This is a genomic window from Streptomyces macrosporus (assembly GCF_039533145.1).
GTDB classification, from domain to species: domain Bacteria; phylum Actinomycetota; class Actinomycetes; order Streptomycetales; family Streptomycetaceae; genus Streptomyces; species Streptomyces macrosporus.
The window spans coordinates 97,044-110,678 of sequence record NZ_BAAASZ010000031.1; the positions used below are offsets into that span (position 1 = coordinate 97,044).

Annotated in this window: 11 protein-coding genes; 2 read left to right on the plus strand and 9 right to left on the minus strand. The window is 74.8% G+C overall.

Annotated features, from left to right (window positions below; genetic code table 11):
* Nucleotides 1-143: 143 nt before the first annotated feature.
* The 3 genes from ABD335_RS22390 to ABD335_RS22400 form a co-directional block, all read right to left on the minus strand.
* The gene (locus ABD335_RS22390; protein ID WP_344326423.1) at nt 144-512 is read right to left on the minus strand and encodes a DUF6479 family protein; all 369 of its coding nucleotides are present in this window, start codon (nt 510-512) and stop codon (nt 144-146) included.
* A 99-nt stretch (nt 513-611) separates the two neighbouring features.
* Nucleotides 612-1,610 carry a nucleoside triphosphate pyrophosphohydrolase gene (locus ABD335_RS22395; protein ID WP_344326425.1) on the minus strand — a complete coding sequence of 333 codons (999 nt, stop codon included), beginning with the start codon at nt 1,608-1,610 and terminating at the stop codon, nt 612-614.
* 92 nt (nt 1,611-1,702) lie between these two features.
* Entirely contained in the window at nt 1,703-2,353 is a 651-nt protein-coding gene (locus ABD335_RS22400; protein ID WP_344326427.1) for a SurA N-terminal domain-containing protein, read from the minus strand.
* A gap of 263 nt (nt 2,354-2,616) precedes the next feature.
* Here ABD335_RS22400 and ABD335_RS22405 point away from each other — a divergent pair, with 263 nt between their 5' ends.
* Nucleotides 2,617-3,810 carry an acyltransferase gene (locus ABD335_RS22405; protein ID WP_344326429.1) on the plus strand — a complete coding sequence of 398 codons (1,194 nt, stop codon included), beginning with the start codon at nt 2,617-2,619 and terminating at the stop codon, nt 3,808-3,810.
* A 95-nt stretch (nt 3,811-3,905) separates the two neighbouring features.
* Here ABD335_RS22405 and ABD335_RS22410 read toward each other — a convergent pair whose 3' ends face one another.
* From ABD335_RS22410 to ABD335_RS22430, 5 genes are all read right to left on the minus strand, one after another.
* Nucleotides 3,906-5,381, minus strand: a complete 1,476-nt coding sequence (locus tag ABD335_RS22410) for a polysialyltransferase family glycosyltransferase (protein WP_344326431.1) — start codon at nt 5,379-5,381, stop codon at nt 3,906-3,908.
* Nucleotide 5,382: 1 nt separating this feature from the next.
* Complete coding sequence (locus ABD335_RS22415) at nt 5,383-6,360, minus strand: glycosyltransferase family 2 protein (RefSeq protein ID WP_344326434.1); 978 nt, start codon at nt 6,358-6,360, stop codon at nt 5,383-5,385.
* Nucleotides 6,361-6,543: 183 nt separating this feature from the next.
* The gene (locus tag ABD335_RS22420; RefSeq protein WP_344326436.1) at nt 6,544-7,953 is read right to left on the minus strand and encodes a serine/threonine-protein kinase; all 1,410 of its coding nucleotides are present in this window, start codon (nt 7,951-7,953) and stop codon (nt 6,544-6,546) included.
* Nucleotides 7,950-8,603 (minus strand): hypothetical protein, encoded by a 654-nt coding sequence (locus tag ABD335_RS22425; protein ID WP_344326438.1) that lies wholly within the window; start codon nt 8,601-8,603, stop codon nt 7,950-7,952. The genes ABD335_RS22420 and ABD335_RS22425 overlap by 4 nt, the downstream gene beginning before the upstream one ends.
* A gap of 145 nt (nt 8,604-8,748) precedes the next feature.
* On the minus strand, nt 8,749-10,602 hold the full coding sequence (locus tag ABD335_RS22430; RefSeq protein WP_344326440.1) for an N-6 DNA methylase: 1,854 nt from the start codon (nt 10,600-10,602) through the stop codon (nt 8,749-8,751).
* Nucleotides 10,603-10,790: 188 nt separating this feature from the next.
* Here ABD335_RS22430 and ABD335_RS22435 point away from each other — a divergent pair, with 188 nt between their 5' ends.
* The gene (locus ABD335_RS22435; RefSeq protein ID WP_344326442.1) at nt 10,791-11,378 is read left to right on the plus strand and encodes a DUF4352 domain-containing protein; all 588 of its coding nucleotides are present in this window, start codon (nt 10,791-10,793) and stop codon (nt 11,376-11,378) included.
* A 228-nt stretch (nt 11,379-11,606) separates the two neighbouring features.
* Here the strand turns inward: ABD335_RS22435 and ABD335_RS22440 are convergent, their stop codons facing one another.
* Complete coding sequence (locus tag ABD335_RS22440) at nt 11,607-13,628, minus strand: CocE/NonD family hydrolase (RefSeq protein WP_344326444.1); 2,022 nt, start codon at nt 13,626-13,628, stop codon at nt 11,607-11,609.
* Between the last annotated feature and the right edge of the window lie 7 nt (nt 13,629-13,635).

Here is a 13,635-nt window from a genome sequence, read left to right on the forward strand (position 1 = left end):
CCCCGACACCGGCGCGGGCCAGGTCCGTGGCCTGGCCCGCGGGGGCGGGGGCGTCGTCCTGCTCGCGGCGGCGCGGGCCTCGGGCGGTCCGAAGGTCCCCTCACCGGGCTTCGACGGCGCGGACGGACTCCGGGAGGTGCCGGTCAGGTGTGGCCGGGGCCGCCGGAGCCGAAGCCGCCGCTGCTGCCCGGGCTCCACTTGCGCCGGTCGTTGGGGCCGACGGGATGGGTGTCCTCGTGTTCCTGGAGTTCGTGCGGGTACCGACGCCTGCCGTCGACGGGGATCGGGTCGTCGTCGCGGATGCCCTCCTCGTAGCCGCGTGGATGTTCGGGGCGGGGGTTGGGCTTGGAGATGTGTTCGTCCTCCCGGTTGAGCAGGCGCAGCCCGAACAGCACGGCCAGGATGAGCACGGTCGCGACCACGATTCCGGCCAGGAACGGGCCGATGCCGATCACCAGGTCGGAGGCCGCCAGGGGTGTGTGGTCCGCTACGTATGCGTATGTGCCGTTCATACCCAGCGAGTACCCCCTGCCGGTCGAGTCACTCGCCCGGCCCAGCGGGGCCCGGTCCGCCGTTCTCCTTCCCGGCCGCCCCGCCCGCCATCCCGCCCGTCACCCCGCCCTGCGGGCCTCCGCCGCCAGGATGGCGTCCCGGTAGGTGCGGGCCGCCGCCCGCAGGGCCGTCTCCGGGTCGGTGCCCTCGGCCTCGGCGCGGGCGGCCAGGGCCAGCAGCGCGTAGCCGACGCCCTCGCCCGCGGGGAGGGCGTCGATGCCCGCCGTGCGGGCCCGGCCCGCCAGCTTCGCGGCCAGGGCCAGGGCGGGCTGGCCCATCGGGATGCCCTCGGTGACGGACGTGCGCCGCTTCTCGATCGCCTTGGTGCGCAGCCAGTGGGCCTTGACGTCCTCCGGGGTCTCCGCGATCTCCTCGCCGAAGACGTGGGGGTGGCGGTGGATCAGCTTCTCGACGATCGTGCCGGCCACGTCGTCGATCGAGAACGGCTCGTCCGGGTCGTCCTGGGCGATGCGGGCGTGGAAGACCACCTGGAGCAGCACGTCGCCCAGTTCCTCGCGCAGGGCCTCGCGGTCGCCCTCCTCGATGGCCTCGACCAGCTCGTACGCCTCCTCCAGGCCGTACTTGGCCAGCTCCTCGTGGGTGCGCGCCTCGCTCCACGGGCACTCGCGGCGGATGCGGTCCATGACCTGCACCAGATCGAGCAGGCGGGCGCCGGGCAGGTCGTAGGAGCCGGGGAGCAGCTCCAGCTCCGGCATCGGCTCGCGGCCCGTGCCGGCCAGCCGGGCGAGCCCGTCGGTCAGCTCCGGTTCGCCCTCGGCGCCGGCGATGACGACGACGGTGCGGCCCGTGTCGCCGTCCCCGCCCGCGCAGGCGTCCACCAGCTCGCGGGCCGTGGGGCGGGCGATCTCCACCGTGACGCCCGCCTCGCGGACGTACGGGAGCTGCGGGTGGTCGGGGTCCGCGCACAGGACGCGGTCGGCGGCGCGCAGGGCCTGCCAGGCGGGCCAGGACAGCAGTCCGGGGGCGACGCGGTGGCTGGTGGTGAGCAGGACGGCGCGGCCGGTGGCGGGGGTCGGAGCGGCGGGGGAAGCGTTCACCCTCCGAACGTAACCGATGCCCGCCCCTGCCCGTGGGGGCCCGGGCCCCCACGGGCAGGGGCGGGCAGGGACCCGGAGCCTCCCGCCGTCCGTCAGGCGGGCTGCCTCGGCTCGGGGTTGCCGACCTCCTTGATCCACGGCTGCCTGAGGTCGGCCAGGGTGATCTGCTCGTCGTCCCAGGTGCCGTAGCGCGGGTTGACGGACACGTCCATGTCCTTGGACGCCTTCTCCAGCGCCCCCCTCAGCTTCTCCTGGCCCTGGGGGGTCCGCTGGTCGGCGCCCAGCCGCTCGCCCAGCTTCTGGAGCAGGAGCTGGACGCGGACCATCTCGTCGATCTCCCGCGGGGCGGCGGCCCGCTGCTGGAGCATCATCGCCTCCAGCTGTTCGGGGCCGCCCATCTGGCGCTCGGCGGTCTCGCGGGCCTGCTGGATCTCCCGGCGGGTCACGCTCACCCCGGCGTCCTCGGCGGCCCGCTCCAGCACCCGCCCGAAGACCATGCCGTGGAGGGTGCCGCGGGTGAGCTGCTCGGTGTTCCTGATGAGCTGGGCGCCCTGCCCCGTCTCCCGCTGGGCCTCCCGCACGGCCCGCACCTTCGCCTGGACCTGCGACACGGTGATCCGCTCGCCGTCGACGACGGCCGCCGCGCCGGGGTGGGCCGCACTGCCGCAAGCGGTCAGCAGCGGGGCCGCGACGAGCACCGCTGCCGCGGCGGAGAGGGAGAGCGAGGTCCTGCGGCGGAACATTGAGCCTCCTGTAGCGGCTGTGGAACGGATGGTACGGACGGTGCGGGGAAACACCTGTGTGCAATGCCGTCCCGGCGATGATCGATGCTAGGCAGTCCGCGTGACTCCCACCACTGTTTCGACACCGTTCCGGCCAACGTTTCCACCGACGTCTCGGCCGACGTCTCGGCCAACGAGCGGGCGGCGGTGGGGATGCGCCCCGCCCGGCGCAGTGTTCGCCCGTCGTTCCCGTTCCGTACACCCGGATGCCCAAGAGTTGGCCCGTGTCCAACGAAACAGCCGTGCAACTCCCGGAGCGCGGCCCCGCTCCGGGCTCCGGGAGCAGCGTTCCCCCGCAGTCCCCCGTCGACGCGCCGACGGCGTCCCCTCCCCCGACGGCCGGGGCCGCCCCGTCCGTCCCGGCCCCCCGGGCGGCCGGCTCCGCCTCCGGTCCCCCGCCGCGCGAGCACCGGCACGACATCGACCTGATGCGGCTGATCTGCTCGGTCTCGGTGATGCTCGGGCACATCGGCGGCGTGTTCATCGCCGCGGTCGAGCGCGAGGAGGCCAACGGCCCCGGCGTCTACTGGACCGGGCACATCGTGGAGGCGCTCAACCCCTTCGCGGTGCCGATGTACTTCGCCATCGCCGGCTGGGCCGTGCTGGTGGGCGCGCCGCCGAGCGACAGCCGCCGGATGTGGCGGCGGATCGTGCGGAACACCGTGCCGCTGTTCGTCTGGTCCGCGCTCTACCTGGCCTGGGGACGGCTCTGGGGCACCAACGACGGGCCCGTCTCGCGGCTGGCGCTGGACGCCGTCTTCGGCTCGGTCCGGCCCGCGTACCACCTGTGGTTCATGTACGCCTACATACCCCTGGTCGTCGCGCTGGCCTTCGTGGTGCTCGTGCGGGCCGGGAAGCGGCCGTGGGGGCTGGGGGCCGTGCTGCTGGTGCTGGCCGCCGCGCCGAGCCTGATGGGCGACCTGGAGCGGTGGACCGGCTGGGACCTGCCGCGCTTCGGCTGGGGCTTCGGCGTCTACCAGGTGATGTACGCGGTGGCCGGCGCGTTCCTGTTCGCCCTCCCGGCCGGCGCGCTGGGCCGACGGCGGTGGCCGTGGGCGGTGCCGATGGCGCTGACGATGGCCGGGGTGCTCTGGTACCACACCCAGGTCCACTACGTGATCCCCAACGCGCACGTCCTCGTCGCCGTGATGACCGGCTGCCTGCTGGTCATGGTCACCCGGGTGCGGGTCCCGGAGCGGTGGCGTCCGCTGCTGTCGAGGCTGGCGGGGGCGTCGCTGGGCGCCTACATGGTGCACGTCATGGTGATCTCGGCGATCGTGGAGCCGATGGTCTCCCCCGACCTGTCCGGGGCGGTGGCGGGCCCGCTGTTCGTCGTCCTCCTCGCCGCGACGGTCGTGGTGTCGTTCGGCGCCAGCCTGCTGTGGGGTCGGTTGGGGCTCCGCACGTACCTGGGCTGACGCCCGGACGCCGCGCGGGGGCCGGGACCGGAAAGGTCCCGGCCCCCGTGTCGTCCGGTGCCGGCGCGCGCGGCGCGCGTGCGGGTGCGGGGCCGTCAGCGACCGCGGGCGGCGGCCCGCTTCACGCGGCGGGCGGCGCGCAGCGCGGTGTCGCCGCCGGGCAGGCGGCGCACCAGCTTGGGCGCGAGCCCGCCGGGCAGGCCGAGGGCGGTCAGCCGGCGCCGCTTGAAGTAGCGGGGCACGGTGTCGCCGCCCTCGGCGAGGCGCGCGGACAGCCACGCCTCGGCCTCGGCGCGCAGGTCGGGGTACCGGTCGGCCTGCATGCAGTACCCGACCGCCCGCACCAGCGGCTCGATCCGCCGCCCCGCGTCCTCGGCCTCGGTGACGACCTCGCCGCCCCCGCGCTCGGCCGCCTCCGGAGCCTCCAGGTCGGGCACGAGGGCGTCGACGATGGTCAGCGGTATCCGGTTGCTGTTCTGGTACGGGGTCAGCCGGTCCAGCAGCGGCCCGGTGCCCACCCGGGCGATGGGCACCCCGTACAGGGCGGAGGCGGTGAGCATCGCCGTGGAGAAGCAGCCCACCACCAGGCGGGGGCGGTAGCGTCGGAACACCGTCTCGGCCAGCATCGGACGGTCGAGGACCTCCAGCCGTATGCCCGTGTCCGCGGCGGCCTTGTCCAGCACCTTGGAGTAGCGGGCGGGCGCGGTGGGGTGGGGCTTGAAGAGGACCGAGCGGTGCCCGGCCGCGGCGGCGCCGCGCAGCATCCGCTCGTGGAGGGCCTCCTCCTCGTCGACGGTGAGGATGCCCAGCGCCGCCAGGTACTGGCCCAGCAGGACGGCGGTGGGGGCGCCGGCGGCGTCCGGATCGACCCCGCCGTCCGCGTCGGCCGCACCGTCGGCGTCCGCGTCGTCGAGCTCGTCCAGGACCGCCCGGAAGGTGTCGCTCGGCACCAGCTCGGACGGCACCCCGTACTCGGTGAGCAGCAGCGGCGTCAGCCCGGGCACGAGGTCGAGGTGGAGCAGGCGCTGGATGCGGCAGGCGGTGGCCTGCGGCAGCTTCTCGCGGGTGGGGCCGTAGCTCATCAGGCCGTCGGCGTACACGTGCACGGAGGCGTCCGCGAAGATCGTGGCCAGCGCCTTGGCCGGGCTGACGTGGACGGACTCCACGACGAGGTCGATCGGCCCGTCGCCCAGGTCCCAGCTCGCGCGGAACATCCGCTCCCACAGCGGGGCGTCGTTGGCCGCCGGCGTCCAGGTGCTGGGGTGGTGCGGGCGGATGGTGTCGTTCCAGTCCACCACCCGGTCGAAGCGGGCGGCGAGCCGGTGCCAGCCCTGCATCCCGTCCAGTCGGGAGGCGGTCTCGGGGACCTCGGCGTTGTTGGAGACCAGCAGGACGCGCAGGACCCGGTGCCGCGGCCCGAACAGGCCCGCGTCCAGGGCGGCGGCCAGGGTGGCGGCGCCGTAGAGGGTGGAGACCTCGAAGAGCTGGACGCGGGTGCGCCCGCCGGCGCCGGGCGCGTCGGTCGCCGTGTCGAAGGCGTCGAGGCCGAAGGGGGGCGTCGTCTCCGTCATGTCAGGCCGCCTTCCGTGCCGTGCCGCCCAGCAGTCGCCGCAGCGTCCTGGCGCGCTCGTGGTCCATGGACTTCAGGGTCCGCTCCAGCACCTCGCGCGGCATCCGCCGCAGCGCCGCGGCCGACTCGTGCTTGAGCCGCCGCGCGGCGGAGGGCTCGTAGCGCTGTGCCCCGGCCGCGTGGAAGGCGATCATGGCGCAGTAGGTCCGCACGATCTTGGGCAGGAAGCGCTCGGCCTCGCGGTCGGCGCCGACCTCGGCCAGGATCAGGTCGTGGGCCGGGATGAAGTCCAGCTGCCGGGCGTCGCGGATCTGGGTCAGGGAGGTGGTGATCCCGCGCCGGTAGAAGACGCCCAGCAGGCCGACGGTGGCGAAGCTCTTCGCCCGCAGGTGGAGCTGCCAGGTGAACACGCGGTCCTCGGCGGTGCGCAGGTGCGTGGCGAACCGCAGGCCGGCGCCGTCGGGGTCGAACAGGCCGCGCCGGTAGATGCCGGCCCAGACGAAGGGGTAGTCGACCATCGTCTCCATGTCGGGCGGCGCGATGGCGTCCCGGGGGTCGAGCACCGCGTCCCGCTTGCGGGCGGGGGCCCGTTTGACGACGCGTTCGCGGCCCGTGGACCGCACGTGGTCGGTGCGGACGAAGTCGCAGCCCAACTCCTCGATGGAGCGCACCAGTCGGTCCAGGTGGCCGGGCGCGTACCAGTCGTCGCCGTCGAGGAAGGTGAGGTAGTCGCCCTCGGCGGCCTCGATGCCGGTGTTGCGGGCCTGGGCGATGCCCTGGTTCTCCTCGTGCCGCAGCAGTCTGGCGCGCGGCAGTTCGCGCACCGCCCGATCGAGGATCTCCGCGGTGGCGTCCGTCGAGCAGTCGTCGACCAGGATGAACTCCGTTCCCGGCCGTGCGTTGTTCGCGAGGCTGCGCAGGGTGTCCTGCGCGTACTCCTGAACGTTGTGGAAGGGAACGATGACTGAGAGCTTCGGCACGTGGTTTCCAGACGCTGCGGGCAGGACGGCGGGGCCGGGCGCCGACTGGCCACACTCCCGGCCCGCAGGTGGAGGGTAGTCACGCGTCGTGCGCGTCGGATGCCCGTCAGGAGACGGCCGGGTGAACTCTGGACGTACGGTCGGTGGAGCCCGGCGGACTCCGGCGCGGGGCGGCGGGTGCCGTCAGCGGCCGAGCCGGGACAGGCACAGCGCCTCGTCCTGGCGGAGCTGGACCACCACCGGGTCGTGCGGGCCGCGTTCGGCGGTGTACTCCTGGGCGAGCCGGGTGATCTCGGGCAGCGCGCGGGCGTACTGGCCGGTGTCCAGCAGCACCGCCGCGTACTGCTTGCGCAGGGAGCGGACGACGGCGGAGTCCGCGCCGTGCTCGGCGACGGCGGTCGGGAGGGCCTCGCCGAGCAGTTCGGCGACGCGCGTGTAGTGGCCGGCGGCCAGCAGGGACCGGACCTCCTCCAGCACGGCCGTCAGATCGGTGGTCCGCGGCGGCGGCCCGAAGCCGGGGAGGGAGCCGGCGGGGGCGGGGAAACCGGAGGACGCCGCGGAGGCCGGGAACGCCGGGACGGACGGCGGCAGGGGGGTGCCGTACGCGGGCGGGGGCGCGGCGGACGGCGGCACCACCACCGTGGGCACGGGAGCGGCGGGTCGGCGCGGCGGCCAGGGGGCCATGGGCTCGCGGAACGGGCGCGTCGGGTCCAGCGGCAGGACCGGGCCGCCCTCCCCGGGCCGGGGCAGCAGCGGGGCGAGGGCCGCGTGGACCTCGTGGGCGTCGGCGGGACGGGCCTCCGGCTCCTTGTCCAACAGCCGCCACACCAGGGCGTCCAGCGACTCGGGCACCTCCGGGCGCACCTCCCGCACGGGAACGGGTTTGTGGTGGAGCTTCTTGTACAGCAGCCCGGCCGCCTCCGGCGCCTCGAAGGGGACCCTGCCGGTGAGGAGTTCGTACAGCACCACGCCCAGCGCGTACAGGTCGGCGCGGGCCCCGACGGGGGTGCCGCCCACGGCCTGCTCGGGGGCCATGTAGACGGGGGTGCCGACGAGGGCGCCGGTGCGGGTCAGCCGGGTGGTGTCGCCGGTGGACTTCACGGCCGCGATGCCCAGGTCGAGGATGACCACGCGCCCGTCGGGCCGCACGATGACGTTGCCCGGCTTGAGGTCGCGGTGGACGATGCCGACGGCGTGCACGGCCACCAGCGCCGAGCACATCTGGGCGGCGACGGCCACGGCCCACCGCCAGGGGTAGGGCTCCTGCTCGGCGAGGTGGTCGCGCAGGTCGCTGCCCTCGATGCGCTGCATCACCAGGTACAGCTCGTCGCCGTCCCGGCCGGCGTCGTGGACGGCGACCAGGCCGGGGTGGTCGAGCTGCGCGGTGACGCGGCACTCGCGCTCGAACCGCTCCCGCAGCTCCTCGGGGTCGGCGCTGCCCGACAGCGAGGCGACCTGGCCGGAGTGCATCAGTTTCACGGCGATCCGGCGTCCGCCGAGCCCGAGGTCGTGACCGCCCCACACCTGGCCCATGGCGCCCCTGCCCAGGGGCTCGACGAGTTGGTACCGGCCCGCGATCAGCCGTCCGTTCACCGGTTCTCCCGCCCGTCCCGCCCGCGCAGCAGCGCGTCCAGCTCGTCCAGTTCCGAGGCGACCTGGCGCATGCGCGGCGACTGCGGTCCGGCGGGCGGCGGGGTCCGCGGACCCGGCGGAGGCGGCACGGGCGCGGCGGGCGGCACGGGCGCGGGCGGCACGGGCGCGGCGGGTCGCGGATAGCCGTACGCCGTGGGCGCGTTCGCGATGTCGGCCGCGTGGGGGGCGACGGGAGGGGCGGGGTGGGCCGTGGGGTGGGGCGTGGGGTACGGCGCGGGGCGGGCGGCCCGGTACGCCGCGGGATCGCGGAGGAAGCGGTCGCCGAGGACGGCGTGCACCACGGAGCCGGCGATCAGCAGGAGGATGTACAGGCCCGCCCAGAACGGGCCCATGCTCTCCGGGGCGTCGTCGCTCGTGGGGACGGTGGCCAGCAGCACCACGTAGACCGCGGTCAGGGCGACGGCGACGCCGAAGACGAGCCAGTCCACCGGGCGCCTGCGGAGGATCGCGAAGCGCAGGGACGGCACCCAGGCCAGCAGCCCGAGCGACCACACCGGGAACGAGGCGAAGAACAGCCGCATCACCATGCCCCCGACCCCCGGTCCGGGACGGGACGGGGCGGGGGGCGGGGTGGCGGCCGGACCGTACATCAGCGCTCGGACTCCCTTTCCGACATCGTTCGATGTGAGGGTATACATCGCCACCGACGGCGCGGGCCCCTCCGTGGTGTGCCGATACCGATCCGATGCCCGCCCGTGCCCACCGCGTCGGGGCCGGCCCGGTTCCGGGCCGGGCTCAGTCCGGGCCCACGGTGCCGTCGACGATCGCGTCGCGGGTGCCCCGCACCCATTCCTCGCCCAGTTCCGCCGCCCGCCGCAGGGCGGTCTCGAAGGCGGCCAGCTCCCTGAACCGCCGTCCGTAGCGCCGCTGTTCGTCCAGGGGCAACCGGGGCAGCCGCAGCCGCCGCACGTCCGGACGGGCCGCGGTGGAGGCGTGGCCGGCGGCCCGGCGGGTGTTGGCGGTGCCACGCAGGAAACCGGCCACGAACCACGGGTCGAGCACCTGCGGGTCGGGGCGCAGCAGCCAGTGCCGGTGGTCGAGCGTCTCCCCCGCGTCGTCGGGTCCCACCACGCGGGCGCCGCCGGGACCGAGGACGGGGATCACCACGTCGCCGGGGCGGGTCACGGCCGGTTCGGTGCCGTTGCCGCCGGGACGCAGGCGCAGGGCGCCGTCGCGGGCGAGTTCGCCGACGGTGGTGCCGGCCCGGCGCGTCCCGCCCCGACCGGTTCCGTCGGCGGGGGGCTCCCCGGACGGTGCGGACGTGACGGAGGTCGGGACGAGGTGAAGGGTGTGGCGCAAGGTGCGGTCGAGGTCGGCGCGCACCCGGGTGAGGGCTTCGGCGCCGACCCGGTCGGCGGGCGGCAGGCACCGGGCGGGGGCGAGGTCCACGTCCTCGTCGAGCAGGTCGATCACGGCGAGGGCGGCGCTGACGCCGGGCTCCCCGGGGACCGTGCCGTCGCGGTCGAAGGTCCGCCAGGCGTCCAGCACGGTCCGCCGCAACTCGTCCCAGAGCGGTCGCCGTCGACCGTCCGCGGCCCGGTGCCGGGTGCTCGCGTCGACGACCAGGAGGCGGGGCTCGGGTGCCGGTCCGCCGTCCGGCTTGCGCAGCACCCACAGGTGCAGCGGCAGGTGGTGCGGGGGCGCGGCGCCCGCGGGCAGCGCGATGACGGCCCGCAGCGCGCCCCGACGCAGCAGGGCGGCACGGATGCGGCGGCCGGTGCGTCGGGAGGCGGCGGCGGGCGGCATCAGCAGGACGGCGGTGCCGCCGGGCCGCAGTCGGGACAGGGCGTGCTGCACCCAGGCCAGTTCGGACTCGGTGCGCGCGGGCAGCCCGTACTCCCATCGGGGGTCGTACGCCAACTCGTCGCGGCCCCAGTCGCGTTCGTTGAACGGCGGGTGGCACAGCACGACGTCGACGTCGAGGACGTCCCGCGCGGTGTCGACGTCGCGCAGGGCGTTTCCGGCGCGCACGTGGACGGCGGCGTTCCCGCGGAGGGCGAGACCGAGGGCGGCGAGCCGGGCGAGGGTCGGGTCGGTCTCCCACCCGTGGATCTCCCGTGGCCAGGGTCTGCCGTCGGGGCCCTCGGCCGCGGTGAGCAGCCCGCCGGGTCCGCAGGCGGGGTCGAGCACCCGGGCGGCGGGTCCGGCGACGGCGGCCATCAGCGCGGCGGTCTCGGGCGGGACGGTGCGGAACCGTCGGGGGCGGGCGGCGAGGTGGCGGCCGAGGAGGAAGGAGTACGCCCCGAACGGGCCCACCTCGCCCGCGAGTTCGCCGAGGGGGCCCGGCACGGGGTCCTCCGCGTGCCGCAGCAGCGCCTCGCCGGCGCGGACGAGGGCGGCCCGCACCCCGTCGGGGCCGCTCTCGATCCGCTGCCACGCCTTCTCACGCGGCGGTACGCGGGTGAGCTTGCCCTGGGAGCGCAGCCAGTCCTCGACCTCGGCGAGGGAGAAGGTGGGGCCGGTGTCCGTGCCGCCGACGGGCCGGGGGAAGTCCGGGTGGCGCCGCCGCCAGTTGCCGACGGCCGCGCGGCCCACCCCGGCGAGCCGGGCGATGCCGGTCGCGGTCACCTCCGTCGTGTCGTCCGGCATCCGGCCGCCTCCCATTCCGCACCTCCCTTCCCCGCACTGTGACCTGGAACGCAACCGTGGTCAAGATTTTCAACGGTTCTGGAGGTTAACAGAACAACAAACTAGATGCGTGTTGACTTCGTTCACAAGGTCTGCTGTAGTCGACCCACCGGTTCACAGGTTCGACTCAGCCCGGAAGGAGCCCGCACATGCCCGCTCAGCAGTCCCACACCGCCCGCAAGCGCCTGATCGCCGCCGCGGCCACCGCCGTCCTCGCCCTGGGCGGCCTCACCGCCTGCGGCCTGGAGGAGCCCACCGTCACCAAGGCCCCGGCCTCCGACGCCGAGAAGAGCGGCGAGGACGCCAAGGGCGGGCAGGAGAAGGAGACGACGGAGCGGACGGACGGCCCCCTCGCCGCCGGCGACACCGCGAACTACGGCAACGGCCTGCGGATCACCGTCTCCGAGGCCACCCCCTACACCCCCGGCGAGTTCTCGATGGGCCACACCGAGGGCAACAAGGCCTACAAGCTCACCGTCACCCTGGAGAACTCCGGCGACGAGAAGGTGGACACCACCCTGATCACGCTCTCCGCCCGCGCCGGCGAGGAGGGCGTGGAGGCCGAGCAGATCTTCGACGACAAGGTCGGCGAGGGATTCGACGGCAACCTGCTGCCGGGCAAGAAGGCCACCGCCGAGTACGCCTTCGACGCCCCGGCGAGCGCGAAGAACCTCGACGTCGAGGTCGACCCGCTGGACTTCACCTCCGAGGCCGCCCAGTGGGGCCTGACCCTCTGAGCCGCGCGCCGGGTCCGTCACCCCGGCGGGTCCGCCGGCACCGGCGGCGCCCCGCGCCCGGCGCCGGCGGGACGGACGGGCCGAGCGCCGCGCCCGGCCGTCGTCCGGCACCCGGAACGGGCCCTCGTCGGCGCACACCACCGGGTGCGCGACCGACGCCGGCACGTCCCGCTCCCGCTTCCGGCCCGTCGGAGGACGACTCCTCCACACGGGTGCCGGGGTGGTCGCTCAGAGGTGGTCGCGGGGCAGGGACCGGTTCCAGGTGCGGGAGAACACCCGGTCCTCGCCCTCGTAGCCGTCGAGCGTCGCGTGCAGCAGCAGCTCCGTCTCGGTGCAGCGCAGCACCTGGCGGGTCACCGTGCGCACGCTCCAGTCGCCGCGGGAGAACGCCATCGTCCACTCCGACTCGCCCCGCACGGAGGTGAAGTCGTCGGCGACCGAGCCGTAGCGCTCGTAGGCGCGGCGGTGCGCCAGAAGGTCGATGTCGTCGAAGCGGATCGTGCCGCCGTCCTTGACGATCTCCAGCGCCGACTCGTAGTCCACCAGGTCGCGGGAGACCCGCCAGCGCTGCTCGGACGGGGTCACCCGGGTGGTGGGGATCGGTTCGGCGCCCTCGGGCTCCCCGAACGGCCGCCCCTCGACCCCGTCGGGCGCGTCGTTCGGACGCACCGGCAGCGTCAGGGTGCTGGCGGACGTGTACACGGTCAGCAGCACCGGCCTCGGCGGCGGCCAGGCCAGCGGCCAGTACGACGTCGACAGCGACAGCCGGATGCGGTGACCGAGCGGGAACGCCTGCGCCACGCCGTTGAGCTGCACCCGCACCCGGTACCGGCGGCCCGGCACCAGCGGAACGGGCTCGTCCCCCTCCGCGCGGGTGAGGTTGAGCAGTCCGTAGGTGACGCGGGTGGCGCGGCCGTCCGGGGCCACGTCCGACAGCCGGGCGGCCACCATCGCCACCGGCTGGTTCACCGACAGCTCCAGCTCCACGCTCGGCGCGCCCAGGATCTCCACCCGCTCCGTCAGCGGCTCGCTGTCGAACACCATCGACCCGCCGTCCTCCTCGCGCTGGTCGTACGGCAGGTCCGGCGGCGCGTTGTAGGAGGCCCACTTCCCGGCGAACTGGCCGACCGACAGCGGCGACTGCACCGTCAGCTCCGTCTCCTCCACGCTCTCGCCCGGCGCGGCGATCCGGTGCCGGCCCAGCGGGTGCGCCACCGGGACGATGTTCGGGGACGGCCAGGCGGGCTCGCCCACCCAGCGGCCGGGCCGCTCCTCGTAAGACGTGGACGGCGGAACGCTCTCCTGCATCCAGGCGTGCAGCATCGGACCGTCCGTCACCCCGTTGTCCACGCCCTTGAGCCAATGGTCCCACCAGCGCACCACCTCCTGGAGGTAGCCGATCGCCGGACCCGGCTGCCCCAGGTGCGGGTACTTGTGCGACCACGGGCCGATCAGCCCCCTGCGGGGCACGTCCAGGTGCTCCAGCAGGCGGGTGACGGCGTTGGAGTAGCCGTCCGCCCAGCCGCTGGACGCCAGCACCGGCACCCGCACCGCCGCGTAGTCCTCGCAGACCGACGCGTGCCGCCAGTGGTCGTCGCGCCGCTGGTGGCCCAGCCACTCCAGCGCCCACGGCCGGGTGCTCTCCAGCCGCTCGTACCACATCTCGCGCCACCGCTCCCCCACCAGCGCCGGATCCGGCGGGCAGGTGGCGTAGGCGAACATCGTGCCCGCCTCGGCCAGGTTGTCCGACAGCAGGCAGCCGCCCATGAAGTGCATGTCGTCGGCGTAACGGTCGTCGGTGAAGGAGGAGACGACGATCGCCTTGAGGCTCGGCGGGCGCCGGGCGGCCACCTGGAGCGCGGCGAAGGCGCCCCAGGAGATGCCCATCATCCCGGTGTTGCCGTCGCACCACGGCTGCTCGGCGAGCCAGGCGAGCACGTCCTCGGCGTCGGTCTGCTCCACCTCCAGGTACTCGTCGCGCAGCACCCCCTCGGACTCGCCGGTGCCGCGGATGTCGACCCGAACGCAGGCGTAGCCGTGGCCCGCGATGTAGGGGTGGTGGATCGAGTCGCGCACCGAGGTCAGATCGCGCTTGCGGTAGGGGATGTACTCCAGCACCGCGGGCACCGGCTCGGCGTCGGAGGAGACCGGCCGCCAGATCCGGGCCGACAGCCGGGTCCCGTCGGAGACCGGGATCCGGACGTGCTCCTCCACCTTCGTCTCGTACGGCAGGCTGGTCACGTAGCGCACGGGCGGA

Bases quoted from the DNA above. Each gene is read 5' to 3' on its own strand.
- ABD335_RS22390 (WP_344326423.1), bottom strand. From the start codon at position 512: ATGAACGGCACATACGCATACGTAGCGGACCACACACCCCTGGCGGCC.
- ABD335_RS22400 (WP_344326427.1), bottom strand. From the start codon at position 2,353: ATGTTCCGCCGCAGGACCTCGCTCTCCCTCTCCGCCGCGGCAGCGGTG.
- ABD335_RS22410 (WP_344326431.1), bottom strand. From the start codon at position 5,381: ATGACGGAGACGACGCCCCCCTTCGGCCTCGACGCCTTCGACACGGCG.
- ABD335_RS22425 (WP_344326438.1), bottom strand. From the start codon at position 8,603: ATGTACGGTCCGGCCGCCACCCCGCCCCCCGCCCCGTCCCGTCCCGGA.
- ABD335_RS22430 (WP_344326440.1), bottom strand. From the start codon at position 10,602: ATGCCGGACGACACGACGGAGGTGACCGCGACCGGCATCGCCCGGCTC.
- ABD335_RS22435 (WP_344326442.1), top strand. From the start codon at position 10,791: ATGCCCGCTCAGCAGTCCCACACCGCCCGCAAGCGCCTGATCGCCGCC.